Consider the following 25,608-nt stretch of genomic DNA (forward strand, 5'->3'; position numbering starts at 1 on the left):
AAGTGTAAATGCATGCCGGGGTGTTCTCTTTTTTGTCGGCCAAATACAGTAAGGACAAATAATGAAACAACTCCAAAAAAAATCACTCATCGCGCTATCGCTTCTTAGCGTAAGCGGTGCAAGCTTCGGTCACGGTTATGTCTCGGCATACAACAATGGCGTAGCTGAGAGCCGTGTTGCCCTATGTAAGTTCCCTGCGAGTGATACGCAAGAGAAAAACACCAACTGTGGTGGTATCCAATACGAACCACAAAGTGTAGAAGGCCCTGAAGGCTTCCCAGAAGTTGGCCCTGCTGATGGGAGAATCGCCAGTGCGCAATCTTCTTTAGCAGCAGCACTAGACGAGCAAAAGGCAGACCGCTGGGTTAAACGCCCTATCAAGTCTGGTTCTCAATACTTCGAGTGGACATTCACAGCTAACCACAAGACTCGCGATTGGAAATATTACATTACTCAACCCGACTGGAATCCAAACCAGCCGTTGGCTCGCAGCTCTTTTGACTTAACGCCATTCTGTGTTGTTGAAGGCAATATGGAACAGCCACCGATGCAAGTCAGTCACTTGTGTAATGTGCCAGAGCGTGAAGGTTATCAAGTGATCCTTGCGGTATGGGATGTAGGTGACACTGCAGCGGCTTTCTACAACGTTATCGACGTGAAATTTGATGGTGACGGCCCTATCATTCCTGATTGGGATCAAGGTGGTCAAATCAACCCGACACAAGACCTGAATGTTGGTGACGCTGTTTATACGCGTGTATTCGACCAGTCTGGTGAGAACGCTTCATACAGCACTGAGCTTGTGATTGAAACTTCTGAACAAGGCAAAGCCAATAACTGGTCTTACGCGCTTGCTTCTAAGATCAACCAAGAGCAGACGCAAATCAAAGCAGGTCAATTGAATGACCAAGGCGATTTCGCACCCGTTTACGGCACGAATCCTGTTTATCTAAAAGCAGGCTCTGGCTTTAACAGTGTCGAAATCGGCTACAAGATTGATACTCCAGAACCCGAGCATGATCTTGAAGTCTCGGGCTTAGAATCAGAGTACATTATCGATGAGAGCCAACCTACTCAGCTTGATCTTACGTTAGCGGCAACAGGCGATATCCAAGCTGAGCTTACCGTGTACAACCATCACCGTGAAGCACTTGCATCTCAGAAATCGGATCTAACAGACGGACAAGTTGAAGATGTTCAACTGACTCTTTCTAAGTCTGAAGCTGGCCACCACATGCTTGTGGTTGTGACGAAAGATGACCAAGGTAACTTAGTGGATCAGAACACGCTTGATTTCCACCTAATGGACGAGCAAACACCGCCACCAGCAGGCGACTACGACTTCGTGTTCCCAGAAAGCATTGAGTCTTACACAGCAGGAACAAAGGTTCTAAGCAGCGATGGTGGCGTTTATCAGTGTAAAGAGTTCCCATACTCTGGCTACTGTGTTCAATGGGCTCCAACAGCAACTCAGTACGAACCAGGTGTCGGTTCACACTGGCAAAGTGCTTGGAACAAAGTGGACTAAGTACTCGCTAGATACTTACTTTGTATTGGGTGAGTTTTAGTCATCAACCAAACAAAAACGGATGCCCAAAGCATCCGTTTTCTTATTCTGTAACAGCTGAAGCATCAGTTATCAAAGTAGATAGTGGTCCGCCAACAGAGCGACAAACAAGATCATGAGATGATAGATGGAGAACTTAAAGGTCTTCATCGCCATATTAGGTTCATCACGATATTTAAGTACCCAAGCGTGATAAATAAAACCGCCGTTGAGAACCAAAGAAGCGCTCAAATATATCCAGCTGCTCATGCCAACCAATACAGGCAATATACACACGATGCTAAGCAAAAAGGTATACAGAAGAATAGACGTCTTGGTGTATTCGATTCCGTGAGTCACAGGCAACATGGGGATGTTCACTTTGGCATACTCATCACGACGATGAATTGCCAACGCCCAGAAATGAGGAGGCGTCCAAATAAAGATGATCATCACCAACAACCAAGCATTTGAATGCAGCTCGTTGGTGACTGCCGTCCAGCCCAATAACGGTGGCATTGCGCCAGCTATCCCTGCAATTACGATGTTCTGTGGCGTCGCTCGCTTCAAGTACATGGTATAGATGACCGCATAGCCCAATAAACTTGCAAAGGTTAGCCAAGCCGTGAGTTGATTGACCCACACCACTAACGTAGCGAACCCAAATAAGCCGATACCTGCTGCAAAGCTAAACACACGCACACTACTCAGCTCACCGGATGGTAAAGGGCGTCGATTTGTTCGAGTCATCTGGCCGTCGATCTTTTTATCGATCAAATGGTTAAACGCAGCCGCTGAACCTGCCATTAACCCTATCCCAATCATTCCGAACAGAGTTTGTTGCAAAGGCAATCCATTCGGCACGGCCAAACACATCCCAACCAATGCTGTCAGCAACATCAAAACCACCACTTTAGGCTTAGTCAGCGTTAAATAAACTTTCCAAGTGGCTTTGTTTTTTTCAGCCTTTTCGTTACTTAAAGTTATGTCATTATTGGCTGTTATCTTATGAGTTAAGGCTGCGTCTTGAGCCACCACTTCATACTGTGTTGACGTTCTACTGACCATGATTACCTCCTTGTAATACACTGTTCTTCACCAAGCTCTCACTCGGTTTGCGTTGCCACACCACAAAATTGGTTACAACCATGCTGATGAGCAACATTGCTGCGACTAGGTTATGCAAAACCGCAACTGAGATTGGCAGGTGAAACCATACATTACTGATCCCAAGGCTGATTTGAGTAAACAACACTATTGCGACAATCATGCTCAGCTTTTGGTGAGGCACTTGGCCAAACTTCCATAACTGGTACACGACCATCAGCACCGTTAATGTCGCCACAATAGCCCCGAACCTGTGCATGACATGTATGGTAAGCCTCGCGGGATACTCCAACACACCAAACTCATAGTTATCGTGTCCGTGTTGAGCAAAATCGAACGCATTTTTGAAATCGAGGTAGCTCATCCAGTTACCTTCACAAATAGGCAATTGGGTACACACCAAAGCGGCATAGTTTGACGATGTCCAACCACCAAGCAGTATCTGCCCAACCACAATGAGTAACCCAAACAACGCCCAAAATTTAAGTGTTGGAGAATAAGAAGCCTCGCCAAAACGGCTTTGGAATTGAGACAAACGGCAGTAGAGCAGACACAACAGTGACAGCAACGTGAAGCCCCCCATCAAATGCGCCATAACCACAACGGGCATCAACTTAAGAGTCACCGTCCACATTCCAAGCAAAGCCTGAAAAATCACAGTGGCAGAGATAAGTAATGGAAGACCAACTGGTGTGATGTTCTTTTTAATACACCAAGCTACAACGACAAAGATAAGCAACCCTAATGTTCCTGCAAAGTAGCGATGGATCATCTCTATCCACGCTTTGTCTGCTTCGAGAGCTCGTTCTGGAAATTGCAGATTCGCTTCAGTCACCGCCAATACATCAGAAGGCACCGTGATCTTTCCATAACAACCAGGCCAGTCGGGACAGCCAAGACCGGCATCAGACAAACGAGTGTAAGCACCGAGTACAATCACAGTCAAAGTTAGGAATATAGTCACTCTCATAATCAACATGAGTAACTTTGGAGCTCCTTTTTGCATAGCTTATCTCCCTATCTAGAATCATCAACGCCGACTAATTACTGGCCTTTACCCCACTCTCGACAACTTGAGTAATTTTCGTAAATCATGAATCATGCCTTTAGATTGGCTGACTAACTGCGAAGGATCAGAAACGCTTTTATATTCCATAACCAATTGCCCGAGTGGGTCAATTATCACAATGGAAGCTGGCGCAAACTCGGTACTTAACTGATCACCACCAGCTAACAAAGATAGATCAGGCTTATCAAGAGAACCCGATAACGAATTACCTTCTGAGACGAAAACAACGGCGGTCACGCGTTCTTTGTTTTTTCCTAACGCTAAGTAGCTTTGATTCAAATAATGAAGCTGTTGTTCACACAAGCTTTCGCACTCCATCGGTGCGATATAACCTACTAACCAACCCTCTCCAGCCATGGGTACCGTTACGCCAAAATCCGCTAGCGTGACTCTTGGTTCTACCAATTCGCCTGAGTTAGTGACACCTGAGGTATACCAATTCTGGTCCAACACAGTTTTGGCGATAATCGCAGGCAAAGCGAAAATTAGAACGAGTCCGATTAATACCAAACGTCCCTTAGTACGACGGCTTCTAAGCTCAGCCATGTTTGCCTCGGTACTTTCCCTGTTCACTTGTGCTTGAGATTTATCCATCGTTGTTCTCCGTGATAGGTGTCGCTTTTAGGTACCGATAGCCAATCAACAACATCAAAAACAAAAGTACCGCTGCCATTACAAACCATTGAAATGAGTAACCGAAGTGCTTCTCAGATTTCATTGCCGTTGGACGCCATAACATTTCATAGGGCCATGAATCTAAACTCTGAGGTTGGAAGACAAAGGGCAGCACTTCTTGTCCTGTATACTGTGATAACGCTGCTATGTTTAGGTTTTGGATTCTATTCGGTGTCGTATTTTCTAAACCCAACTCATGACTTAAAGGATTAATTGAGCGTGTATACAAGCGCCCTGACATTTTGGTTGGTACAGTGATACTTCCTAATTGCGGTAGTTCTCTTCTGTCATTACTTGCCGGAACAAACCCAAGATCGATCAACAACTGTTTTTCAGCCACTAAGGACTGGTTTCCATCTTCAAAGCGAACCTCACCCAACATGTAAATCACATACCCCACCGTTCCTTGGTTAATCTGATTGTCTAACAAGACCACCAAACCACTTGGTGTTTCCAATTCAACATCAACCTTCAAACCATTTAAAAACTGCTGTTCAGATGTACCTTGGGCTTGTGTACGCGAGCCCTTCCATTCAGAGATAACCGTGTCCAATGACCTAAACGATTGCTGCGCTCTTTCTGATAGTTGCTGTTCATAACGTAATTTCTCGTTACCACGATCGAGTTGCCATAAACCTAACTTGATTAAAGCGCCGACTGAAACCACAGTTAAAACAACCGCTATCCAAAAACCTTTACTGCGGAACTTGTGTTCATCATCAATCAATCGGTTTGGAGTTATCACTATGGCGTCATCTACCTTTGTTCTGTTATTTAAAGTCGTATTGGTCGCTTTGCTGTTTTTTATCGCTTTCAATTTGATGAAAGGTCTAATCCAAATCGCCTCAGGTAAACACAATGGAAAAAGACTCAGTTACTTCTTGGGTCGTCGTGTCATGTGGTCAGCCGTTGTCGTGCTACTTTTATTACTTGCTTTGGGATCAGGAGTGATAACTCCTAACCCTCGCCCCTATTAATCCCCGATAGGCTCAGCAGTTAAAGCACATAGACAAATACAAACAGGCCTAACCAAACCACATCAACAAAGTGCCAATACCAACTGCCCGCTTGGAACGCAAAGTGGTCTTTCGGAGTGAAGTGGTCTTTCGCAACCCTTGCCAGCAACACAATCAAAAAGATCGTCCCTAAACAGACATGTAAGCCATGAAACCCAGTAAGCAAAAAGAAGGTATTACCGTAGATGCCAGACTGAAGTGTCAGCCCCATCTCTTGATAAGCGTGAAGATACTCTTCAACTTGGAAGAACAGGAAGAAGCCAGCCAGAACAATGGTTATCTCCAACCACACGATCAAAGCCATACGCTTATTTTGTTCAAGACTGATATGTGCCATGTGCAGCGTCACAGAGGAAAGCAGCAGAATAATGGTGTTCTTAAGCGGGATACCTTGCCAAGGCATAGCTTGTGTCGTTACGCCATCAGGGGTCGTCGTTAGTGGCCAAATTGATTGGAACATCGGCCACAATACTTCATGGGTCATTTCATTATTGCCCGCACCACCAATCCAAGGCACAGAAATCATTCGAGCATAGAAAAGCGCGCCAAAGAAAGCGCCAAAGAACATGATTTCGGAAAAGATGAACCAACTCATTCCTTGTCTAAAAGAACGAGAAATCTGCTCAGAATAGAGACCACTCAATGATTCTGTGATCACATTGCTAAACCAACCTGCGAGCATGTAAAGCAGCACAGCAAACCCGACTAACAACACCGCTTTGCCAAACACACCACCTGCGGCGTCGGTACCCATGTTTTGCACCGTCAAGCCAGCGCCAACCGCGACCAAAAACAGTGCTACAGCACCCACCAATGGCCAGTGACTTTGATGTGGAACGAAATACACTTCCTTTTTAGAACTCATCGCTCAACTCCTTATGTTGATACTGGTTCTGTAAATTCCTAGTTACTTGCGAGTACGTTAGGCTCAGATTTATTGGCCGCAGCACCCACCTCATTCGTGATATTGAATAATGTGTAAGAGAGCGTCAGCGTATGTATCGATTCTGGAATATCTGGCTCAATGTAAAATATCAAACCCATTTCTGCGCTCTTGTGCCCGTCCAATGGCTGCTGATTAAAGCAAAAGCATTCCATCTTATTGAAGTAGGTTGCCCCCATACCTGGAGAAACCGACGGTACGGCTTGGCCAACCAATGAGGCTCCAGAAAGGTTTTTGGCAATGTAGTTAGTTTGAACCACCTCACCAGGATGAACCTCTAACACTCGAACTTCAGGCGAAAACTGCCATGGCATATCTGGCTTGATGTGGGACATGAATTCGACTCGAACCGTACGAGAGTAGTCTGGCTGCATTCCCTGAGGTTGCACCGCTGAAACAGTATTAGTTTTGCCATTGATGCCTAAGGCCTCACACATGACATCGTAGAGCGGCACCAAAGCGAAACCGAAGCAAAACATCGCAACCACGCTCAACACCAAGTAGCCCGTCAGCTTTTTGGTCGATCGCTTATTAGACAGGCGCTTAGGTTGTTTTTTATCTTGATTGGGATCGCTTTGCTTATCACTCATGGTTCTGCCCTCTAATCCACTTTCGGCGGATGGGTAAAGGTGTGGTGAGGCGCTGGGCTTGGTACTGTCCATTCAAGACCTTCAGCTCTATCCCAAGGCTTACTTGGCGCAGGCTCTCCCCCTCTTACGCACTTAATCGCTAGCCATAAGAAAATTAGCTGAGACAACCCAAACGCAAAACCACCAATCGACACGACTTGGTTAACGTCAGCAAACTGAATCGCATAATCAGGAATACGACGCGGCATACCCGCTAACCCTAAAAAGTGCATCGGGAAAAACAGTACATTAACTGAAATCACCGACGTCCAGAAATGCCACAGGCTGAGCTTGTGGTCGTACATATGTCCGGTCCACTTAGGCAGCCAATAATAGGCAGCAGCCATAATCGAGAACACGGCACCGGTTACCAGAACATAATGGAAGTGAGCCACAACAAAATAAGTATCGTGGTATTGGAAATCAGCTGGCACGATAGCGAGCATCAATCCAGATAACCCGCCAATCGTAAACAAAACAATGAAGGCAATCGCAAACAGCATTGGTGTTTCAAAGGTCAAAGCACCCCGCCACATGGTCGCCACCCAGTTGAAGACTTTCACACCGGTCGGCACCGCAATCAGCATGGTGCAATACATGAAAAACAACTCGGCAAATACTGGCATACCCGTGGTGAACATGTGGTGCGCCCAAACCAAGAATGACAACAGTGCGATACTACAGGTCGCGTACACCATCGAGTGATAACCAAACAGACGCTTACCACTGAATGCAGGAATGATCGCCGAGACAATACCAAAAGACGGCAAGATCATGATGTACACTTCGGGGTGCCCAAAGAACCAGAATATGTGCTGGAACATCACCGGGTCCCCACCACCTGCGGCATCAAAGAAGCTCGTCCCAAAGTATTTGTCGGTCAGCACCATAGTCACCGCACCCGCGAGCACGGGCATCACGGCTATCAGTAAGAAAGCGGTAATTAACCATGTCCATACGAACATCGGCAGCTTGAACCAAGTCATACCCGGCGCGCGCATGTTCACTATGGTTACGATCACGTTAATCGCCCCCATGATCGAACTGATCCCCATAATATGAACTGAGAATACGAATAGCGCGGTACTGTCTGGACCATAAGTTGTCGAGAGTGGCGCGTAGAAGGTCCAACCAAAACTTGGGCCGCCCCCCTCAGTAAACAAAGATCCGATCAAGATTAGAAAAGCAAAAGGCAGAATCCAGAAACTGAGGTTGTTCATTCTCGGCAGCGCCATATCTGGAGCTCCGATCATCATCGGGATCATCCAGTTAGCCAAGCCCGTAAATGCTGGCATCACGGCACCGAATACCATGATTAAACCATGGACTGTAGTCATCTGATTGAAGAAACCTGGCTCAACGAGTTGCAAACCCGGTTGGAACAGCTCCGCACGGATCACCATCGCCATTGCGCCGCCCGTTAAGAACATTGCAAAGCTGAACCACAAATAAAGTGTACCAATGTCTTTATGATTGGTTGAATACAGCCAACGAGCCCAGCCTTTAGGTGCCGCATGTGAATCGTGATCATCAACAGGCAAATCATTATTGCCCAAGGTGCCTTCCGCAGAATGGCTCAGTACTTGATCTTCTGCTGGAGCCGATTTCACCGGCTTATTGATTGGTGAACTCATAACTGATCCTTAGCATCATTTTGTGCATCATCCGTTGAGCTTTCAGAACTGCCTTCTTGCTTCGCCTTATAAGCGTTGATATCTGAGGCCTGAACAATATCGCCGGTATCATTACCCCAAGCGTTTCGTTGATAAGTTACTACCGCTGCGATCTCTTTCTCGGTTAACTGATTATCGAATGCTTGCATCGCCGTACCGCCACGACCATAAACAATTGTGTCGATATGAACATCCACATCACCAAGGGCAATAGGACTTCCTTTGATGGCAGGGAATGCTCCAGGAATGCCCTCACCGTTTGCTTGGTGACAAACCGCACATCGAGTTTTGTAAACCTCTTCACCGATGGTATTCAACTCCGCCAAGGAAAGTGACGCACCTAATGCATCTTTTGCGGCTTGTTGTTCGGCTATCGCTAACTCTTTCTGCTCCGCTAGCCATGCGTCAAACTCATCTTCTTCCATGGCATGCACCACGATCGGCATGAAACCATGGGCACGACCACACAACTCTGCACACTGCCCTCGGTAAACACCAGGCTCATCTATCTTAGTCCAAGCCTCATTAATAAAGCCCGGAATGGTATCTTTCTTAACGGCGAATGCTGGCACCCACCATGAGTGAATCACATCATCGGAAGTCATCAAGAAACGGACTTTACGGTCAACAGGCAGTACCAGCGGCTTATCAACTTCTAGCAGGTAATGCGCGCCTTTCACTTCGAGGCCTTCAATCTCTTTGTCACTGGTCGCTAGAAGGCTGAAAAATTCGACGTCTTCACCAAAATAGCTGTAATGCCATTTCCATTGTGACCCGGTGATTTTAACGGTCAGATCTGATTGGGAGGTATCTTCCATCGCTATTAAGGTTTTGGTGGCGGGTATCGCCATAGCGATGAGAATGATGATAGGGATGATGGTCCAAAGAATTTCGACTTTCGTGCTTTCGTGAAAATGGGCAGCAACTGCGCCCTTCGATTTCCTGTGCCTCAAAATCGAATAAAACATCACACCAAAAACAACAAAGGCAATCGCACAACAGATGTAGAAGATCAGCATATGAAGTTCATACACCTTACCACTGATCTCAGTGACGCCTTGAGTCATGTTGTAATCACTGCTAGCGTGCACTAAAGGCGAAACTAAAAGCACAACAAAACTCTTCAAAAGCCACGCTAGCCTAACCAGTAATCTTTTCAAAAGATCTCTCCTTGTCCTTCCTAATTGGATACTTGCGACCTAAATGTCGTTGCGAACTGGACAACATTCATTGTTATTCCGGCTACACATGAAAAGGCTGAATCTCAATCTACAACTCACATGGAACTAGCCTGTGAGCAGGCTACTGACCTCATATAAACCCAAGAACTAATACGGTTCAAAAGCGTTGGAGGTTTCCATGAAAGATTCAAAAACGGCGAATTTGTTAAATTTTGTTATATTTATGTAAAAGGCTAGTTAGTGATATCCAATTATTCAAGGTAAGTTTACTTACTAAACAGTCAATTATTTGAAGTGGCTTAATCTACGTGCCCTCTTGCCGTTGGAATTTATTTTATATCGAGTTTTACGATTGCTTTCATGGAAATGAGAATTAATATCACTTAAATTAAATCAACGGTAAGTCATACAGACATTAATAGGTTTAGTGATTATGCAAGATGCAATGAATTGGTTAGCGAGAGACCCAGATCCAAGAACTCGTGAAGAACTTCAACACCTCATCGATGAGGGAATGCACGACGAACTTGAAGACCGCTTTACTCAACGATTAGAGTTCGGAACGGCAGGACTTAGAGGCAAAGTTGGATGCGGCCCAAATCGAATGAACCGTTTAGTCATACAGGAAACAGCAACCGGGCTCGGCCACTACTTAATCGAACATGTCGCTAATGCGACCATTCGCGGTGTGGTCGTCGGTTATGACGGCCGTTTAGATTCAAAGCAGTTCGCGATTGATACCGCTTCCGTACTCACGGCTTTAGGCATTAAGGTTTATCTAACCTCGAACGTCGCGGCGACCCCTATCGTTGCCTTTGGTATTGAGCACTTCAACGCCGCAGCTGCCGTTGTGGTGACGGCCAGCCACAACCCACCGGAATACAATGGTTTCAAAGTGTACTGGGAGAATGGCGCTCAAATCATTCCTCCTCACGATGCGGGTATTGCCGCTGAAATCGATATCGCATCGACCAAGCCGCTCCCTTTAATGAGCCTAAGTGACGCTGAGACGCAAGGTAAGTTGGTGTGGTTAACTGAAGGCTATTATCAAACGTACCGCGCTGCGATCAATCAGAGCCCATACGTGAGTGACGAGATCGAATCGGCGAACACCACCATCACCTATACCGCAATGCATGGTGTCGGCGCACAAATGGCCGAGGATCTACTTCACGATTCTGGTTTCCATAAGGTGTTCAGCGTCGCCGAGCAAAGAGAGCCCGATGGTAACTTCCCGACCGTCAACTTCCCGAATCCGGAAGAAAAAGGCGCGATGGATCTGGTGGTTAACTTAGCAAAAAGTGTCGATGCCGACATTGCTTGTGCCAACGATCCAGATGCAGACCGATTTGCGGTTGCAGTGAGAACAGATGATGGCTCATACAAAATGCTAACAGGTGACCAAGTCGGCGTGCTATTCGCTCATTATCTACTCTCAAAGCCACATACCAAAAACCAATTAGTTGGTAACAGTATCGTATCTTCAACATTGCTTGAAAAAGTAGCTCAATCCCACGGGGCGACTTATTTCCAAACGCTGACAGGTTTTAAATGGTTGGCGAATATTGGCATGCAATTAGAAGATGATCAGAACGAGTTCTTGTTTGCCTATGAAGAAGCGCTAGGCTACACAATTGGTACTCAAGTACGGGACAAGGATGGGCTGTCTGCCATCGTTGTTTTCGCTCAACTGGTTGAAGAGCTCAAATCTCAAGGTCGAACGGTCTGGGATCTTCTTGCTCAGATATCGTTGGAACATGGTGTACACACCAACGCACAACGCAGTATTGCGCTTGACCCGGATTCACCATCGATTGGTTCTAGGCTCCGCTCGGCACAGCCTAAAGCAATCAACGGTGTCGCTATCTCTGTAATTGAAGATTTGCATTCTTCTTTACGCTTCGTCATTGGAGGCAATACTGAAGCCATTAACCTGCCTGCAAGTGACGTACTCATCTATCACCTCGAGGATGGTTCACGCATTATCGTAAGACCTTCCGGTACTGAGCCAAAAGTTAAGATCTACTATGAGACGGTGACAAAATTTGAAGGGACAGAAACCTACGAAGACACTCGCCTGCGCGGTGAGAAGTACATGGAGAAACTGATTGAACAACACCAACAAGAGTTGAATTCATAGCGATTTAGCGCGTTCAACATGTAACGGTTAAATATAAAAAATGGACGCTCGTAGCGTCCATTTTTGTCTCAGCGGCTAACCACGAGAAGATGTCTGATTTGATTCGTCTACGAAGTAAAGAAAGAAGACAACATCCAGATAGCTAACACGATGAAAACTCCGCCCATGACTTTCTGTTGATAGGTACGAAACTTCGCGTTTTCTACGAGAGATTTACCAATCGTACCCACTAACGCCACCAGCAAAAAGTTAAACGTTAAGCCGAGAACATTCAGTAATAAACCCAGAACAAGCATCTGCTGACCGGAAGTCGCTTCAATATTCGTCGACACAAACTGAGGCAGAAACATCACAAAGAAAACCAACGCTTTAGGATTAAGCAGGTTACTGATTAGCGCTCTTTGATAGTAGGCTTTTGCTGCAAAGTTATCGCTTAACTCAGGCGCGTTACCCTGCTCTGTTCGCAGGCAGTCCCATCCCATCTTCAACAAGTACGCGCCGCCTAACAAATGTAGAGCTTTAAGCGCTATTGGGCTCATTGCGATCAACGCTGATACACCCATAGCCGCTAATACTGTCAGAATGATTCCAGAAGTCGCATTACCTAGGCTTGCAAACACGCCGACCTTACGGCCATAGCTCATGCTTGAACTCGCAATCAGTAACATATCAGGGCCAGGTAAAAGAAGAAGTGCAACAACGGCAGTCAGGTAGACAGGTAAAATGGTTAAGTCGATCATGAGGGTCAGCATTGATAAAAACGGAGGCGGATTTTATATCAATTACCAACACCCTTCCAGATGCAATCAGTTGTTCGACGTTTATTTAATCGAATTAAAAACCAACATTAAGCGACAAAGCCAATTTATTAACTAAATAGAAAAGACTAATTAACTTGCTACCCATTCGATCTCAATCAATGTCGTATCGCCACACTTTAGGCGACCAAGGAAGATATCGCCTCGATGTACGGCCCCAACACCTTTTGGCGTACCTGTCATCACAACATCGCCGTCTAGTAAGGTGGTATAAGAAGACAGCTCTTCTAGGATAGTTTTTGGAGAGTAAAGCATCTGCTCAACATGTCCTTTCTGAACACGAACACAGTTAATAAACAACTCTAGGTTTAAGTCTGCAAGGTCTAAGTTATCAATTGGAACAAAGCGACTAAATACGGCTGAGCCATCAAAAGCTTTGGCGCGTTCCCAAGGTAAGCCTTTCGCTTTTAAGCTACTTTGCAACTCACGCTTGGTGAGGTCTAACCCTAAGCCCACGGCTGAGTATTGGCCATTTTCAACGATAAAGCAGATTTCAGCTTCATAGTGCAGTGCTTCTTGATGAAACGAAGAAAGAGAGGAAGTCACGCTGGTGCTTGGTTTATTAAACACCACCATAGAGTCAGGAATCGCATTGTTAAGTTCTTCAATGTGATCGACATAGTTACGCCCAACACACAGTACTTTTGTTGGGGTTGCTGTTCGTTTCGACTTCATCAATTGTTTCTGATCTACAACGCTGCTCATAGTTTATCCCTGAACTATTTTTAGAGAGCAGAGTTTAGCGCATCATAAAATGAGAGTCTTCGACAAGATGATTACCGATCTCTAAATTCTGATCTTGAGCTCAATTCATTGATTTGAATACTTTTAGGTAAATATCGGTGTATACCTCGACCGACCCAGCAGGAATAGAGTCATCGGCTTACATAAATTAGAGAAAATGAAACTAAAGTAGGCAGTTAAATTTGAAGAGCATTAAAACGAAAGAAGCCCTCTCAAACCAAAGGCTTGAGAGGGCTTAGCATGGTGTCTAGGACAGTATCCTAAAAGGTAAACTTAAGAAGTAAACACTATGCTAAATAAGTCTGCGACTTATAGGTAGTAACGAGCACCAAGAGTCCACTTGTCGTCAGACTTGTAACCAGTTTCGTCGTTTAGATCGAATTGGTAACCAGTGTAGCCAACAAAGTTGCTAGTGAAGTTGTATTCAGCTTGTAGAGCTAACTCTTCACGAGCTGTAGTAGTTGTTCCACCTTTAAGAACTTCGCCTTCAACAACTTCGTAGTTCACACTTAGGTTCAAGCTGTTCGCAAGTGCGTAAGCTGCTAGTAGTTCGTAAGCATTGCTCTCTTCAAGAGTTGTACCACTTACAAGACCAGCGTTCATATTCTCATTAAAGCCGTAGATACCAGCTAGGTATAAACCAGAACCGTATGAACCGTATGCTGCAGATACTAGGTGAGATTCAGCAGTCTTAGAGACACCGCCTTCAGTGAAGTCGCCAGTGTTAAATGCATAGCCTAGTTTAACACCTGCAATAGAGTAACCAAGCGTTGCTTGAACACGATCACCGTAAGATGCAGTTGAACGCGTTGTAATAACTAAACCGTTGTTACCAACCGTTTCTGTTTCAGTAGTAACATCGTTATCACCCTGCCAACCTAGACCAAAACTAAATTCACCAGCTTCACCAAAATCAAAAGCATTGCGGTAGCTTACCATTTTGTCTGCACGACCAGTACCAAGTGCACCGTGGTTGTCGTATAGGAAGTCATTCGCAAAAGCAATGGGCATATCTGTTGCTGCAGCTACATCGTAGTATGGAGACCACTGTGTACCAGCAACTACACGACCAAGCTCTTCATGAGTCAAACCAACGTAACCAAGACGTGTTGTAAATGTGTCATCACCACCATCTAGGTAGTTAAGTGCCCATTCGCCTTTAGCGTCAGCAGTAAAGCCGTTACCCAGATCTTGAGTAGCGTTAAAGTTGATACGTGGAGAGTTTGTACCTACTGATGCATCGTCTTTTTCAGAACCGTTCACGTTTACTGAAACGTGGCCGCCTACAGAAAACGCTGTGCCGTCTTCGTTGTAAAGTTCTACAGCAACTGCCTGTGTACCAAATACTGCACCAGAAATTGCTAGCGCTAAAAGTTTCTTATTCATTGTCATATCCATTATGTAACTGGGTGAGTTATTCACTAACAACCTCGTGCTTACGGAGAAGTTGTTACCTGCATTTAACAAGTAGGCAAACACTAATATACGAATGACAAAAAAGTTGCATTAAAATATATAAAATAAAAAAAATCGCACTATAAAAAACAAAAATACCTTTTAAAACAATTGATTAACACGACAATTACTGGGATTTCCTTTCATTCTTTGAGATAAATACTTTGATTATTTTTGATTTTATAATCACTAAAAAAGCATTAAAAATCTAAACCCAAGGTAACTCATCAGACCATCGAGAGGCTCGCCTTTGCCTTTGAAACATTTTGTAACACGTAGAGCTCAGCTGAAATATTTAGCTTTGTGAAACAAATCCCAATATGAGCTAGGAAAAATCGTTCAATAGAAAGTTCATTAGAGAAAAACAAAAAAAGGGCAACCAATCAGCGACTGGTTGCCCTTCATAACTCATCATTGAACTCTTATTTGAAGCAAACCTCAGCCCAACGAGCTAAACCTGCAGTTACTGAACCGAAGTAATTACCACTCACAATCGGTACATTCGGCACAGCTTGTTGTACGGCTTCACGAAGTATCGGTGAACGAGCGGAACCACCCGTCATGTAGATTACGTCTGGCTTTTTCTGGCCTTGTTGAATCGCTTCTTTAACCAACTCAATCATCTTAGACTTTGGTGTTTCAATCGCTTCAACCATCTGTTCGACTGAGATATCTACCTCGACCAGTTCAGAGGCAACATTAATCGCAGCACGATATTGAGGGGATTCTGCCAGCGCAATCTTGGCCTCTTCCGCTCTACGCACAATACCGTAACCCAAAGTGTCGTGATAAACCTTCATCAAACGTTCTAGCTTTTGAGGCTCTGACGCTTCTTTACGAAGTAATTTTAATGCCGCTAGGTTTTCTCTTGAATAGAAGTTCTTTTGAGCTTCAACATTATTAATCGCAATTGGGTTCCAGAATTGAGTCAGTGGCATATCAATACCCGAAATGCCTTTGCTGCCCATACCAAAAGGTGACATCAGTTGTTTGAATGCAAGATAGATATCGAGGTCATTCCCCCCTACCCTTTGTCCACTGTGTGCCAGCAAGCTCTGGGTACGATCCGCTTTACCAGACCACGTTGGTCCCATTTCTAATAATGAGCAATCGGTGGTACCACCGCCAATATCAACAACCAATACTGTTTGGTTTTCAGTTAATGTGCTTTCGTAATCAAGGCCTGCGGCTACGGGCTCAAATTGAAAAGCGATATCAAGGAAACCGGCACGCTTAGCTGCGCGAGACAGTATGTCTTCAGCTTGTCTGTTCGCCTCTTCACCACCTCGACCGTGGAAGTTAATTGGTCGGCCGATAACAGCTTGCTTGATCTGCTCTTGAGTCGTGAGTTCGGCTTGATTCTTGATATTTGCCATCATGGCGCACACTAAATCTTCGAAAAAGCTCACCTGCACATCATGCAGTCCACTCGCGCCAAGGAAAGATTTAGGGGACTTAACATAATAAACATCGCGAGGGTCTTCTAAATATAAGTCCAACGCAGCCTGACCAAATGCCATGTCTTCTGGCACTAAGTCGATACTCTCTTCTCTGTTCAGCGCAATCGCACGTCGTAGTACTTGCTCACCGATCGCATCACTCGGCTTGATATTCAAGTGGCGGAATAGATGTTCAGAAACACTCTCACGAGTAGGCGCAAACACGGTTGAGGGAATATAGTGGTTGTTACCTTCTAGCGGTAACAGGCTTGGCTCTCCATTAACCATCGCCGCGACAGAACAGTTCGCTGTTCCATAATCAAATCCAATAAACATAATATCCCCCCACTCAACAAAAGGGGCGAGATGCTACATGAAAAGCCTAAAAATTACGAGGTCATTTCTAAATTTAACTGAGTAATTTCTTAGCTTAACGGCTCTTCAAGAAGAAACAAATATGCTACATTTCAGCCCAAATGAATCACAGGTTAGAGAAATGAAAACACCTTGCCGAGCGGCTTGTAAAAATAATGGCGGAATGTGTAGTGGCTGCTTTCGAACAATGGATGAAATTATAGGTTGGAAAGGCTTATCTGAAGAAGAGCAAACGTCGGTTATGGATAATCTTAGTGGCGCGAGTTCGACTCACCAATGTCCACAGTGTAATGAGCCAGCTCAATGCGATATCAGTGCGGGCAAAGAGACGTGTTGGTGTTTTGAGTTAGAAAAACGAGATACTAGCGATATTCCAAAGGCTGGAGTTTGTATGTGTCGTAAGTGCTTGTCTGCCCTGCCCGTTCAGTAGTTTAGAGCCCATTTAGTAAGTTACTGGATAGCAAGTTACTAGCCAGTTCAACATAGACAAAAAAAGCGAGAGGTTGTTTTCTCGCTTCAAAATACTGAGATTAAATTTCGACCTAATCGTTACCTGGTTAGTGTCTACTTCACTTTTGCAACCAGCGCAGGCTGAGAAAACTGGATACCATTCCAGCCATGAACCATAAAGTTACGAATATTTTGATGGTCGCTGTTCTCAGGAAAACCTAGCACGTCGTTACGATAAAATTGACCAAAACAAGCAAGTGTTTGCTCTGCTGATAGGCCTTGCTCTAAACCAAAAGCAAAAATCTTACACGAACCATTATTCTGCCCTGCAGCGTTCACTACCTCACCATTGCGAAATTCGCGCTCAGAAAAATCATAGTGAGCTTCGATCACTTGCATTGTATCTTCAAATTGCACGGCCTCTGGGGTTTCAGCCAGAGTATTCAATAAGGTTTCCAGTTCCATTTACTATTTCTCCATCAAGTATATATCTGTCAGCAGTGTATCTTGTTTTACGACAAGAGTAAGCCGTTGTTTACTTGAGATAGCGATTCACTTTTTTGTTGTACGCTGCTAATTACTTCAATGAAACTAATGACATAGTTTTATCAGGGCGTTATATTATTTTATCAAACGATTAACATTGTTCAGTAACGAATATGCATAAAGATAAAAACTTAGAACTGTTCAGATACCTAAAGCCAGGTACAAAAACAGCAGGTGTATTGGAATTTGGCCCAGACGACTCAATCCAGATCAGTACACTTTATATCGGACACAAAGAAGATCAGTACCTCATCCTAGAGCTTACGCAAAAAGCGACAGAAGCACTGACGCTGAGAAAGCTCACAAACGTTGATATTATTGTTCGTGCGATTACCGACACCGAACTTGGGCACATTGTCGCGTTCAAAACCAATGTACTGGCTCATATCACCTCTCCAGCACATCTAATCTTCCTTCGCCCACCCTCAAACTTTGCAACCAAGCCTATTCGTGAACACGAAAGGTATAAAGTACGTCTCAGCTGTGAAGTCACTTTTGATACCTTGTCGCTGGATGCCACACTAGTCGACTTTTCAGCGTCAGGGTGCGGTATCTATCTTACCCAGCAATCAGATATTGATGTCGGCTGGAAGATAAAAGTCAATTCTGACTTAAATGAGTACTTAGATGACGATCTTGTCTACAAGGTGGTAAGTAAGAAAAGGCAAAGACAAGGCCGGTTGCTAGGTATCCAATTCCCTGAACACCTAGATATGAGTGATGAGTTGAAAACGCTGCTATTGGAACAAGCCTTTGTCGCTGGCTCGATATAAAGGCAGAAAATTAGTTACTTCTCTTCAACAGACTCCATTAAAGAGCACTAAGTTAAAGCCTAGTGCTCTGTGTCATTCCAGTATGAGTTTTTGAAATGAACAAACGCTTGGTGGAGCGACTCTTCTTTAATCGGCTTTACAATCACGTAATTCGCCCCTGCGGCCATAAAGCTGTCTCTAGTTGACTCTTGAGCATCAGCGGTACACGCATAAATAGGGGCTGACACACCAATCTCACCTCTTAGCTGCTGAGTGGTTTCAACACCACCGAGATTAGGGAGTTGGTTATCCATCAAGATCAAGTCATAGGTAATCGTCTTAGCCATCTCAATCGCTTCTAAGCCATCTTTTGCCCAGGTGACGACCATGCCATATTTCTTACAGAAAGCCTGAGCAATAAAGGCGTTGGTGTGATTGTCTTCCACCAGCAACACATTCAAAGGTCGACTAAACAACGCCTCTGGCTCAACCTCAGCTTGTTGCTTAGCATCGACTAATAGCGGCTTGGCGTGTACGACTACAGGAATTTCTATCGTGAACTCTGAGCCTTGACCTATCACGCTGCGGACTTGAATGTCCCCTTCCAGCATATCGACCAGATTTTTTACAATTGTAAGTCCTAAACCAGTGCCACCATATTCACGAGTGGTGGTCTCTTCGGCTTGAACAAAGGGTTCAAAAACAGCATCAATTTTGCTTTCATCAATACCAATGCCAGAATCTTTCACTCGAACGATCAAGCTGGCGTGATCGGAGTTAAAGATACTCTCGATCTCAAAGCTGACGGAGATACCGCCTTGATGAGTGAATTTAAAAGCATTACTCAACAGATTAAACATGATCTGATTGAGGCGTACTTGGTCAGTATTGATTTCAATGTCATCAACCAAGTGATTCAAAATGGTAAATTCGACGGATTTATCTTCACACAGCGGTCGATAGATGCTGTCTAAGGTATTAACTAACTCCCCTAAACGGAAGTCTTTCTTTTGAATATTAAACTGCCCTTGCTCAATCTTTGAGAAGTCCAAGATATCGTTAAGTACCGCCAGTAAATGTTCCGCACTATTACACAGTACATCCACCTGCTCGCGATTATCTTCATTGTGCATAGAGCGCTTGAGCAGCTGAGACACACCGAGAATACCGTTGAGCGGCGTGCGAATCTCATGACTCATCTTAGCTAAGAAGTCTGCTCGCACATTCGCAAGATGCTCAGCTTCTTCTCTTGCTCGATCAGCCTGTCTTTCCGCCTCGATAAGCTTAGTAATATCTTGCCCTTGTACCACCACCCCTGTGATGCCGTGTTCCACGCGAATAGCAGACATGTTCCAACGAAACACCTTTTCACCAATGGGTACGTTAATACCCGTCAGTTTAGAACCCTGAACCACCATTTGAATATTAGGCAGCATTCGCTGCTCAAACTCTTGGGCAATTGGACCATAATTGTCATCAGCATCGAACAACGCCATGCGAGCGGCGGGGTTCATCTGAATCAAATCGCCTTTTTCAGACCAAACTAAGATAGGCGAATGAGCAAAGTTAAAGAGATCTTGGAATTTTTGATTCTGTTCAGATAAGCGCTCAAAGGTGTCTTCAAGAGTACAACCAATATGATGAAATTCGAAAATGTTAGAGCCATCGAACTTGTTGTACTCTTCGCTAGCACTTGCCGAACGAGTAAAGTCCATTAGCTTATCAAGCTCGGCTGAGACTCTCTTTTGAATCCAAGTTCGAGCAAAAAAAGACATCAATATGATCACCACAATCACCACGATGATCGCACGCTGATAATTCTCTTCTAACGCAACGAAATTATTATTTTTTTGAACAGCTCGAATGATTAAAGGAGTTTCAACAGCATTAATCTTAATGGTTGCGATGGTAACGAAATGACGCGGCAACTGTTCGTACATTTGGTAATTGAGGATGTCAGTAATGGTGTAGCTTTCATCACCACTGAATGTCGATGTCACCGGTGTACCGTGCGCTTCAATCACGATATTTTCGCTATTACTGCCCTGTTGGATTGACTCAGCCAAAGAGAAGTTGTTGTCAAGCACAATGGCGATATAGAGTTGACCAAGGACTTCCCCAGTAGCGTTATCAACAATAGGGGTACGGCGAGCCAACAAGTGACGCTTACCTATATCTGTCCTCAGTTTAATAAAATGCCAATTACTGCTGAACGAAACCTCATCAGAAATATGCTTTAAGTTGGACTCATCCAAACCATAAAATTGACTGTTGCCGTCTTCCCAAGCCAAACCATCGTGGGTTGAGACAAAGCGTAAATCTGGTGCATGATCCGGTTCACGTTGGTCAACACCAAAGAAAAAGTAGCTCAGAGTCTCGTCATTACCCGTATCAATGTACTCTCTGAGAGTTTCACTGTGTGAGCTACTGTCTTGATGGATTTGCAGCACCGACAAACGATAATCAAACATGTTTTGGATCAGGCTTGAGGTTTGCTGTACCGTTCGATTCGTCTCTTGCTGTACGATATTACTGCTGGTTTCATAATTATGAATAAGCACGCCAAGTGCCATCACGCCTATCACCAAAATAACGATACGCGTAATGAGTCTAGCTAAAGTGTTTCTAGGTGTACTGGCGTAACTTTTCTTCATTAGTGACCTGAGTACCTAAATGCTCGCTGTTTAAGTTCTGAAATACGTTCTGGGGAATCTTCCTTGGTGACAATTTCAAATTCACCAGAGTAAACGGTAGGCACTTCCAAACCAGCTAGATCCCACTTGATCGCCTCTGCCATTGCAATGCCTGTATCGTCGTTCATACGCATGACAGTAACATCTAGGTCGCCCCTTGCAATGGCTTCAAGTTCAGCAGAGCCGCCTCCCCAACCATTCACTAAGATGTCTTGGCCCGATTCACGAATCGCTTCCATTGCACCGAGAGCGACATCCGTTGAACATGCATAGATAAAGTCTAGATCCTTATCGTTCTCTATGCTGATTTTAGCCGCTTGGTAGCCACTGTCTTTGTTTGATTTTGTGTAAAACGAAGACTTAAGGGTAAAGTTGGTAACCGTATTCACTTCATGGATAAAAGTATCTCCACGCGCATCACTGATATAGCCTTGTGAGTAATACAAAACAGAATACTTACTGTCTGGCGGACTTACTTGTTTAAAATAGTCCGCCAGTTTTAAGCTGCCTGTCGCATGGTCAAAACCCACATACATAAATGGCTGTCTATCTGCCCAAGCTCGCACTGGCGTCGTGATATTTTGAAGAATCAGTTTGGTGTCTGTAGAGGTCAACACGTGCTCGATAAACTTGCGGTGGCGCGTGGTATCTAGCGTGAAAATCAAATAATCCGTCTTGTTTTCAATCGCTTCTTGCAACGAAATACTCTGCTGCGCGAGATCGGCATTAATACGGGTAAATACTTGATTTATTTGGTAGCGGATCTTCAGCCTATCGAGACGCTTCTCAAAAGCTTGAATATTGCGAACCCAGTAATCCGAGATCTGTTGACCCGGATACACCACGGAAATCGTAATTGGTTCGTCTTGGATTCTTCTCAGTGGCACAGGGTGATTTTGTACAGCCTCGACCATTTTATCGGTCAATGCTCTTTGTTCTGGAAAAGTGGAAAGATAATCTTGGTATTCCCAGTACCTATTGAGGACATGAGTACCATGGGAAAGAGCGGACGCAGAAAATACGGCAAGTCCAAACAACATCAGTAAACGTTTCATATTTTTCTCGTTTTATATGAGCTACTTTGGCTCATTTTTTAACCTAGCATGACACCATCTCTTTGTATGGCTAATGGATATTATGTAGGACAACGATGATAAATGATAGCGTCTAACACTAATTAGAACGACATTCTAAATGAGCAATATGTTAATTTGGAATGGAGATTAAGAACAACGAGTTAAATTATGATTTCAGCCCATTCACGGTAAGAGTAATTACCATTTAAATTCATAAGCTTAGCTAGAGCCGATATAGCTCCTTACACTATTAAGATTTAATCAATAACAAACATTTTAGCTATGAATTATGAGACTTCGATATATTGAATTTTGTCTTTTTGCCACTCAATAATCAGTTTGAGTGATACCAGTTTTTCTTTGCGGGATTTGGGCAACTGCTTGATCGCGTATTCGGTTTTCAACGCCTCACTTTTTGAGCCAACACCAAACCTCCAAACCAGCTTAAGTGGGCCTTTACCTTTTAAAGCTTTGGCGCCTTTACCGGTTTGATGTTGTTCAAATCGACGTTCTAGATTGTTCGTCACGCCACAATAAAGGGCATTGTGACGATTGCGGATCAAGTACACGACCCAATCCGCATTTTTATCAGCATCTGACATTTAAAGCAGTGATTCAACCAGAGCCTTAAGCTCTGCCACTTCTGCTCGTAGGCTTGCAACTTCAGACTCAAGCTCTTCAAACTTTTCACTCGTTGCAGAGGGGGCAGCCGCGCTTACTGATGCCATCGCAAACGCTTCAACGTCCACTTCACCGCTCAACAAATGCTGGTAGCGTGATTCACGTTTACCCGCTTCGCGTGGCAGCTTCACAACCAAGGCACCTGCTTCTCTTGCAGCGAGTTTGTCTAATGTTGCTTCTACTTCTTTCACATCACTAAAGTTTGCAAGGCGACCCGTTCGAGTACGAAGTTCACCGGGTGTTTGCGCACCGCGCAGTAACATACAGCAGATGATTGCACGCTCTTGCTCTGTAAATTGCAGATCGCCGAACTCAGTGTTGCAGAAACGATGCTGATACTTATTAACACGGCTATTGAAGCTGCTCTCATCACTCACCATGCGACGTCCGATTAAACCATCAACTGCATCTAAAACATCTGACTCAGAAAGAGAGAGAACAGGTTCACGGTTACTCTTTTGATTGCATGCCGTGGTTAAACTGTTCAGTGTCAGTGGGTAATGATCGGGAGTAGTGACTTCTTTCTCGATCAAACAACCGATAATTCTCGCTTCAATTGGGGAAAGTACTGTGTTCATCGTTTTTCCTTTTTATTATTTTGATAATTCCATCTCAACACCTAACAATGCAGTAACTAGTGTTCAGACAAAATTGGTACTCGTTTCTTTCTGCCCTGTTCATCAATCATTATGATCTTAGAACGGTTTAGCTCTATTTCCACGACTTCCAAATAAGTACGCTCTTGTACATACGCATCACGAAGCTTGTTTTGTTCTGCTGAAGATTCAGTGACATTGTCGTCCAATTCTTCGTTTTCCAATTGTTGTTGATTCATTTCACATTTCGTATCAATGCAGTATCTACATGGGATACTAACTTGAACGGTAAGATAAAAACAATCACACATCAGCGAGAGTGACGAATAATTAAACAACCTTACTTTTGCTTTGATCTAAAGACTGTTACATCATCAATTGATGTGCTTTAATCAGAAGCAGACAACGTATTTGACGAATAGGAAAAGGAATCTATGAGCAGCGTATTTGAAATTGTTAACCAAGCACGACGTAAGAACAAACTTAAGCGTGAACTTTTAGACAACGAAAAGAAAGTTCGTGACAACCGTAAGCGTGTCGACCTTCTTGATAACCTACTTGATTACATCAAGCCAGAGATGACCCACGACGAGATCCTAGGCATTATCAAAAATATGAAAGCTGACTACGAAGACCGTGTTGATGACCACATCATCAAGAGCGCTGAGATTTCTAAAGCTCGCCGTGACATCAGCCGTCGCATTCGTGAACTGACAGAAGAAGACAAGCAAATCCAAGGTAAGAAGTAATCTAACCTCGCCAATTTACTTGTAACAATGTTAGTAACCCACTCTTAGTAGTGGGTTTTTTTTACCTAAACTCCAGCGTCTATACTTAAGCATCTAAACCTAACCGTCTAGGCTTAAGCGTACCTAAGCAAAATGAATGAAACTCAACAGCAGTATCAAACTAAATAACGAGTGTACACTAGCGATGGAGAGACTTTATGTACGGAAGTATTCTGATAACCTTGGCGTTATCAACGACACAACCTTACCCTGAAAAATTTGAGAAACTTTATACCGAAGAAACCGAAATCACTTATGACGATCTCGTGGTCGATGTTCATGGCTACAAGGTTCCGACCCGATCAGCATTTCGAGGTTGGATGCTCCTCAATCACGCTCAAGACCAAGTGAGAGCAATCGGACAACAACTCAAGGACAATGGCGTTACTCAGAGCATGCCTCTGCATCTCGTTCTATTGCAAGGGACGGATTGGGCAATGAGTAATACAACCTTGTTTACCCTCCCAAATAAGAAACATGTGCCAAACATGATCAATACCCTGAAGTACATACAACAATATATTGAGCCTGAAATCGGTGTTGTTATACCAGTATCTGGAGAGCGAACCGATATCTACAATCAACAAGCTGGTGGTGCACTGCGAAGTAAGCACTTAGAGTTTTGTGCCTTAGACCTAGTGCCTGCAAATGACATTACTCGCGAAGATTTACACGTGAAACTTAAAAAGATTCATTCGGAATTCGGGCAAAAAAATAATGTTGGGCTTGGTTTATATTCAGGTGTTCGATTCCACATCGATACTTGTGGGTTTAGACAATGGTAAAGAAACACGATCAAGTCATAAAGACCTGCAATTCGCACGTGTCACTTAGACTCTAAAAACAAGCGAAATTACATAAGATTATGATTTTAAATGTAAATTAAAACTGGAACGCTAATTGATATTAATAACAAGTATCATAATTATTAATAGCAATTAGGAATTCAATATGAAGACGATGACTCAACGCTTTCAAACTCTGCTTTCTGTTTCAAACTTCAGTCTAGCTATCACAACCTTGCTTATGCTTCTCAGTATTATTGTTGCTTATCCAATGGCCGATCACTTCTCACTGCCAATTCAAATCGTCGCCCACATCAGCACCATCTTAGTCGCAGCCTTGCTGAACATCAGCTATGTCGGTCGTTGCCTTGCACAATACAACCTTGGATTGGAAGTTCGTTAAGTAGCGCCGCGCTAGCCTTGATACGGGA

The 25,608-nt window shown here is 44.1% G+C and carries 26 protein-coding genes; 8 read left to right on the forward strand and 18 right to left on the reverse strand.

Translation table 11 applies throughout. The annotated features are described in order from the left end of the window. Positions 1-61 precede the first annotated feature (61 nt). Positions 62-1,528 carry an N-acetylglucosamine-binding protein GbpA gene (gene gbpA / locus AB6D93_RS09745; RefSeq protein WP_102332020.1) on the forward strand — a complete coding sequence of 489 codons (1,467 nt, stop codon included), beginning with the start codon at positions 62-64 and terminating at the stop codon, positions 1,526-1,528. Positions 1,529-1,639: 111 nt separating this feature from the next. Here gbpA and cyoE read toward each other — a convergent pair whose 3' ends face one another. Genes cyoE through AB6D93_RS09765 form a run of 4 tightly spaced genes read right to left on the reverse strand, consistent with a single transcriptional unit; the run spans position 1,640 to position 5,142 of the window. Continuing rightward, complete coding sequence (gene cyoE, locus AB6D93_RS09750; RefSeq protein WP_102332019.1) at positions 1,640-2,614, reverse strand: heme o synthase; 975 nt, start codon at positions 2,612-2,614, stop codon at positions 1,640-1,642. Next, complete coding sequence (locus AB6D93_RS09755) at positions 2,604-3,659, reverse strand: heme A synthase (protein WP_102332018.1); 1,056 nt, start codon at positions 3,657-3,659, stop codon at positions 2,604-2,606. Before AB6D93_RS09755 ends, cyoE begins: the two co-directional genes overlap by 11 nt. Before the next feature lie 48 nt (positions 3,660-3,707). Further along, positions 3,708-4,316 (reverse strand): hypothetical protein, encoded by a 609-nt coding sequence (locus AB6D93_RS09760; RefSeq protein WP_016793603.1) that lies wholly within the window; start codon positions 4,314-4,316, stop codon positions 3,708-3,710. Next, entirely contained in the window at positions 4,309-5,142 is an 834-nt protein-coding gene (locus AB6D93_RS09765; protein ID WP_029235784.1) for an SURF1 family protein, read from the reverse strand. Before AB6D93_RS09765 ends, AB6D93_RS09760 begins: the two co-directional genes overlap by 8 nt. A gap of 1 nt (position 5,143) precedes the next feature. Here AB6D93_RS09765 and AB6D93_RS09770 point away from each other — a divergent pair, with 1 nt between their 5' ends. After that, positions 5,144-5,374 (forward strand): DUF2909 family protein, encoded by a 231-nt coding sequence (locus tag AB6D93_RS09770; protein ID WP_017066085.1) that lies wholly within the window; start codon positions 5,144-5,146, stop codon positions 5,372-5,374. 19 nt (positions 5,375-5,393) lie between these two features. Here the strand turns inward: AB6D93_RS09770 and AB6D93_RS09775 are convergent, their stop codons facing one another. The 4 genes from AB6D93_RS09775 to coxB are packed head-to-tail and all read right to left on the reverse strand — an operon-like array spanning position 5,394 to position 9,818. After that, a complete protein-coding gene (locus AB6D93_RS09775; RefSeq protein ID WP_009845661.1) occupies positions 5,394-6,278 on the reverse strand; it encodes a cytochrome c oxidase subunit 3 in 885 nt (294 codons plus the stop codon). Between the two features lie 38 nt (positions 6,279-6,316). Beyond that, positions 6,317-6,946, reverse strand: coding sequence for a cytochrome c oxidase assembly protein (locus AB6D93_RS09780; protein WP_017064839.1), 630 nt, complete (start codon positions 6,944-6,946; stop codon positions 6,317-6,319). Between the two features lie 11 nt (positions 6,947-6,957). Continuing rightward, a complete protein-coding gene (ctaD, locus tag AB6D93_RS09785) occupies positions 6,958-8,619 on the reverse strand; it encodes a cytochrome c oxidase subunit I (RefSeq protein WP_102332016.1) in 1,662 nt (553 codons plus the stop codon). Next, positions 8,616-9,818, reverse strand: coding sequence for a cytochrome c oxidase subunit II (gene coxB, locus AB6D93_RS09790; RefSeq protein ID WP_102332015.1), 1,203 nt, complete (start codon positions 9,816-9,818; stop codon positions 8,616-8,618). Before coxB ends, ctaD begins: the two co-directional genes overlap by 4 nt. Before the next feature lie 454 nt (positions 9,819-10,272). On the opposite strand from coxB, the gene AB6D93_RS09795 reads away from it, so the two are divergent. Further along, positions 10,273-11,979: a phospho-sugar mutase gene (locus AB6D93_RS09795; RefSeq protein ID WP_102332014.1), complete on the forward strand. Its 1,707-nt coding sequence runs from the start codon at positions 10,273-10,275 to the stop codon at positions 11,977-11,979. A 107-nt stretch (positions 11,980-12,086) separates the two neighbouring features. Here AB6D93_RS09795 and AB6D93_RS09800 read toward each other — a convergent pair whose 3' ends face one another. The 4 genes from AB6D93_RS09800 to yegD all read right to left on the reverse strand — a co-directional run bounded on the left by AB6D93_RS09800 (position 12,087) and on the right by yegD (position 16,771). Beyond that, on the reverse strand, positions 12,087-12,719 hold the full coding sequence (locus AB6D93_RS09800) for a LysE family translocator (RefSeq protein WP_017068640.1): 633 nt from the start codon (positions 12,717-12,719) through the stop codon (positions 12,087-12,089). A gap of 150 nt (positions 12,720-12,869) precedes the next feature. After that, positions 12,870-13,502: a fumarylacetoacetate hydrolase family protein gene (locus AB6D93_RS09805; RefSeq protein ID WP_065585012.1), complete on the reverse strand. Its 633-nt coding sequence runs from the start codon at positions 13,500-13,502 to the stop codon at positions 12,870-12,872. A 348-nt stretch (positions 13,503-13,850) separates the two neighbouring features. Continuing rightward, positions 13,851-14,927 carry a porin gene (locus AB6D93_RS09810; protein ID WP_102332013.1) on the reverse strand — a complete coding sequence of 359 codons (1,077 nt, stop codon included), beginning with the start codon at positions 14,925-14,927 and terminating at the stop codon, positions 13,851-13,853. Positions 14,928-15,418: 491 nt separating this feature from the next. Then, positions 15,419-16,771: a molecular chaperone gene (yegD, locus tag AB6D93_RS09815; RefSeq protein WP_017064846.1), complete on the reverse strand. Its 1,353-nt coding sequence runs from the start codon at positions 16,769-16,771 to the stop codon at positions 15,419-15,421. 160 nt (positions 16,772-16,931) lie between these two features. Between yegD and AB6D93_RS09820 the strand changes: the two genes are divergently transcribed. Further along, a complete protein-coding gene (locus tag AB6D93_RS09820) occupies positions 16,932-17,240 on the forward strand; it encodes a DUF1289 domain-containing protein (protein WP_080582242.1) in 309 nt (102 codons plus the stop codon). A gap of 134 nt (positions 17,241-17,374) precedes the next feature. Here the strand turns inward: AB6D93_RS09820 and AB6D93_RS09825 are convergent, their stop codons facing one another. Then, positions 17,375-17,725, reverse strand: a complete 351-nt coding sequence (locus tag AB6D93_RS09825) for a HopJ type III effector protein (RefSeq protein ID WP_017061764.1) — start codon at positions 17,723-17,725, stop codon at positions 17,375-17,377. Between the two features lie 194 nt (positions 17,726-17,919). Between AB6D93_RS09825 and AB6D93_RS09830 the strand changes: the two genes are divergently transcribed. Further along, entirely contained in the window at positions 17,920-18,579 is a 660-nt protein-coding gene (locus AB6D93_RS09830) for a PilZ domain-containing protein (protein ID WP_102332012.1), read from the forward strand. A gap of 59 nt (positions 18,580-18,638) precedes the next feature. Here AB6D93_RS09830 and luxQ read toward each other — a convergent pair whose 3' ends face one another. The 5 genes from luxQ to AB6D93_RS09855 form a co-directional block, all read right to left on the reverse strand. After that, positions 18,639-21,212: a quorum-sensing autoinducer 2 sensor kinase/phosphatase LuxQ gene (gene luxQ, locus AB6D93_RS09835; protein WP_102332011.1), complete on the reverse strand. Its 2,574-nt coding sequence runs from the start codon at positions 21,210-21,212 to the stop codon at positions 18,639-18,641. Then, a complete protein-coding gene (locus tag AB6D93_RS09840) occupies positions 21,212-22,306 on the reverse strand; it encodes an autoinducer 2-binding periplasmic protein LuxP (protein ID WP_029235787.1) in 1,095 nt (364 codons plus the stop codon). The genes luxQ and AB6D93_RS09840 overlap by 1 nt, the downstream gene beginning before the upstream one ends. Positions 22,307-22,614: 308 nt before the next feature. After that, a complete protein-coding gene (locus AB6D93_RS09845) occupies positions 22,615-22,929 on the reverse strand; it encodes a GIY-YIG nuclease family protein (protein ID WP_102332010.1) in 315 nt (104 codons plus the stop codon). Next, positions 22,930-23,586, reverse strand: a complete 657-nt coding sequence (locus AB6D93_RS09850) for a YceH family protein (RefSeq protein ID WP_017061769.1) — start codon at positions 23,584-23,586, stop codon at positions 22,930-22,932. A 56-nt stretch (positions 23,587-23,642) separates the two neighbouring features. Further along, the gene (locus AB6D93_RS09855) at positions 23,643-23,843 is read right to left on the reverse strand and encodes a hypothetical protein (protein ID WP_017068647.1); all 201 of its coding nucleotides are present in this window, start codon (positions 23,841-23,843) and stop codon (positions 23,643-23,645) included. Between the two features lie 195 nt (positions 23,844-24,038). Between AB6D93_RS09855 and AB6D93_RS09860 the strand changes: the two genes are divergently transcribed. The 3 genes from AB6D93_RS09860 (at position 24,039) to AB6D93_RS09870 (ending at position 25,580) form a co-directional block, all read left to right on the forward strand. Beyond that, positions 24,039-24,353 carry a DUF496 family protein gene (locus AB6D93_RS09860; RefSeq protein ID WP_004742367.1) on the forward strand — a complete coding sequence of 105 codons (315 nt, stop codon included), beginning with the start codon at positions 24,039-24,041 and terminating at the stop codon, positions 24,351-24,353. A gap of 197 nt (positions 24,354-24,550) precedes the next feature. After that, complete coding sequence (locus tag AB6D93_RS09865; protein WP_017066096.1) at positions 24,551-25,177, forward strand: D-Ala-D-Ala carboxypeptidase family metallohydrolase; 627 nt, start codon at positions 24,551-24,553, stop codon at positions 25,175-25,177. A gap of 166 nt (positions 25,178-25,343) precedes the next feature. Further along, a complete protein-coding gene (locus AB6D93_RS09870; protein ID WP_017061772.1) occupies positions 25,344-25,580 on the forward strand; it encodes a hypothetical protein in 237 nt (78 codons plus the stop codon). The last annotated feature ends 28 nt before the right edge of the window (positions 25,581-25,608 follow it).

The organism is Vibrio sp. 10N.247.310.23 (assembly GCF_041467155.1).
In the GTDB taxonomy this organism is placed as follows: Bacteria; Pseudomonadota; Gammaproteobacteria; order Enterobacterales; family Vibrionaceae; genus Vibrio; species Vibrio crassostreae_C.

Excerpts from the sequence above, each read along its gene's own strand:
- gbpA (WP_102332020.1), top strand. The coding sequence starts at position 62 with ATGAAACAACTCCAAAAAAAATCACTCATCGCGCTATCGCTTCTTAGC.
- cyoE (WP_102332019.1), bottom strand. The coding sequence starts at position 2,614 with ATGGTCAGTAGAACGTCAACACAGTATGAAGTGGTGGCTCAAGACGCA.
- AB6D93_RS09755 (WP_102332018.1), bottom strand. The coding sequence starts at position 3,659 with ATGCAAAAAGGAGCTCCAAAGTTACTCATGTTGATTATGAGAGTGACT.
- AB6D93_RS09760 (WP_016793603.1), bottom strand. The coding sequence starts at position 4,316 with ATGGATAAATCTCAAGCACAAGTGAACAGGGAAAGTACCGAGGCAAAC.
- AB6D93_RS09770 (WP_017066085.1), top strand. The coding sequence starts at position 5,144 with ATGGCGTCATCTACCTTTGTTCTGTTATTTAAAGTCGTATTGGTCGCT.
- AB6D93_RS09775 (WP_009845661.1), bottom strand. The coding sequence starts at position 6,278 with ATGAGTTCTAAAAAGGAAGTGTATTTCGTTCCACATCAAAGTCACTGG.
- AB6D93_RS09780 (WP_017064839.1), bottom strand. The coding sequence starts at position 6,946 with ATGAGTGATAAGCAAAGCGATCCCAATCAAGATAAAAAACAACCTAAG.
- ctaD (WP_102332016.1), bottom strand. The coding sequence starts at position 8,619 with ATGAGTTCACCAATCAATAAGCCGGTGAAATCGGCTCCAGCAGAAGAT.
- AB6D93_RS09795 (WP_102332014.1), top strand. The coding sequence starts at position 10,273 with ATGCAAGATGCAATGAATTGGTTAGCGAGAGACCCAGATCCAAGAACT.
- AB6D93_RS09800 (WP_017068640.1), bottom strand. The coding sequence starts at position 12,719 with ATGATCGACTTAACCATTTTACCTGTCTACCTGACTGCCGTTGTTGCA.
- AB6D93_RS09805 (WP_065585012.1), bottom strand. The coding sequence starts at position 13,502 with ATGAGCAGCGTTGTAGATCAGAAACAATTGATGAAGTCGAAACGAACA.
- AB6D93_RS09810 (WP_102332013.1), bottom strand. The coding sequence starts at position 14,927 with ATGAATAAGAAACTTTTAGCGCTAGCAATTTCTGGTGCAGTATTTGGT.
- yegD (WP_017064846.1), bottom strand. The coding sequence starts at position 16,771 with ATGTTTATTGGATTTGATTATGGAACAGCGAACTGTTCTGTCGCGGCG.
- AB6D93_RS09820 (WP_080582242.1), top strand. The coding sequence starts at position 16,932 with ATGAAAACACCTTGCCGAGCGGCTTGTAAAAATAATGGCGGAATGTGT.
- AB6D93_RS09825 (WP_017061764.1), bottom strand. The coding sequence starts at position 17,725 with ATGGAACTGGAAACCTTATTGAATACTCTGGCTGAAACCCCAGAGGCC.
- AB6D93_RS09830 (WP_102332012.1), top strand. The coding sequence starts at position 17,920 with ATGCATAAAGATAAAAACTTAGAACTGTTCAGATACCTAAAGCCAGGT.
- luxQ (WP_102332011.1), bottom strand. The coding sequence starts at position 21,212 with ATGAAGAAAAGTTACGCCAGTACACCTAGAAACACTTTAGCTAGACTC.
- AB6D93_RS09840 (WP_029235787.1), bottom strand. The coding sequence starts at position 22,306 with ATGAAACGTTTACTGATGTTGTTTGGACTTGCCGTATTTTCTGCGTCC.
- AB6D93_RS09845 (WP_102332010.1), bottom strand. The coding sequence starts at position 22,929 with ATGTCAGATGCTGATAAAAATGCGGATTGGGTCGTGTACTTGATCCGC.
- AB6D93_RS09850 (WP_017061769.1), bottom strand. The coding sequence starts at position 23,586 with ATGAACACAGTACTTTCCCCAATTGAAGCGAGAATTATCGGTTGTTTG.
- AB6D93_RS09855 (WP_017068647.1), bottom strand. The coding sequence starts at position 23,843 with ATGAATCAACAACAATTGGAAAACGAAGAATTGGACGACAATGTCACT.
- AB6D93_RS09860 (WP_004742367.1), top strand. The coding sequence starts at position 24,039 with ATGAGCAGCGTATTTGAAATTGTTAACCAAGCACGACGTAAGAACAAA.
- AB6D93_RS09865 (WP_017066096.1), top strand. The coding sequence starts at position 24,551 with ATGTACGGAAGTATTCTGATAACCTTGGCGTTATCAACGACACAACCT.
- AB6D93_RS09870 (WP_017061772.1), top strand. The coding sequence starts at position 25,344 with ATGAAGACGATGACTCAACGCTTTCAAACTCTGCTTTCTGTTTCAAAC.